We start from the raw sequence: 543 nt of genomic DNA, 5'->3' as shown, positions 1-543 counted from the left end.
ATAAATTTAGCAAAAGTCAACATATTCAAAGATAAATTTAGCAAAAGTCAACATATTTTAGATGGGACAGCCGTGTTAAAAGGGTAGTTAAATCTAGTATTCGTGTTAAATTCATGATAATCAGCAGTAGAGTTGTAAATTATCATGATATTTTACAGGATCGTTGTTAATTATCAATATTCATATGAATAATATAAGTGCTAATGCTGAAGCAAGGGCACCGGCACCAGCAGCAATAGCGACACCGGTACTATTAGCACCACCGCCGCCTTCTGACTGCGCGTCATTGCTTTGCTCAGCGACAACTGTTTGCCGCACTGCCTCTTGGGCATTAACCACATTATTTCCCCACGTGGACTGCGATAGTTTTGTTTTGACATAATTAAAATCAGCATTAGGACTTAAGGCATAGATCATAGCAGCAATACCAGCAACATGCGGAGCGGACAAAGAGGTTCCTTCTAAATAGTAACTGAAGTTACGCACTTTTAAATTTCTCACATTCATGTTTCATTTTTAAATACATTTGATAACTTGCTTGAT

Annotated in this window: 1 protein-coding gene; it reads right to left on the bottom strand. The window is 37.4% G+C overall.

The window, feature by feature from the left end; all coding sequences use genetic code 11:
* Nucleotides 1-180: 180 nt before the first annotated feature.
* Nucleotides 181-507 (bottom strand): S8 family serine peptidase, encoded by a 327-nt coding sequence (locus ACTS4L_RS11430; RefSeq protein ID WP_440652080.1) that lies wholly within the window; start codon nt 505-507, stop codon nt 181-183.
* Between the last annotated feature and the right edge of the window lie 36 nt (nt 508-543).

The organism is Cysteiniphilum sp. 19S12-1, assembly GCF_052030685.1.
Taxonomy (GTDB): Bacteria; Pseudomonadota; Gammaproteobacteria; order Francisellales; family Francisellaceae; genus Caedibacter.
Note: the sequence above shows the minus strand (reverse complement) of the source record. Positions and strands in the feature narration are given on the sequence as shown.

Bases quoted from the DNA above. Each gene is read 5' to 3' on its own strand.
- ACTS4L_RS11430 (WP_440652080.1), bottom strand. From the start codon at position 507: ATGAATGTGAGAAATTTAAAAGTGCGTAACTTCAGTTACTATTTAGAA.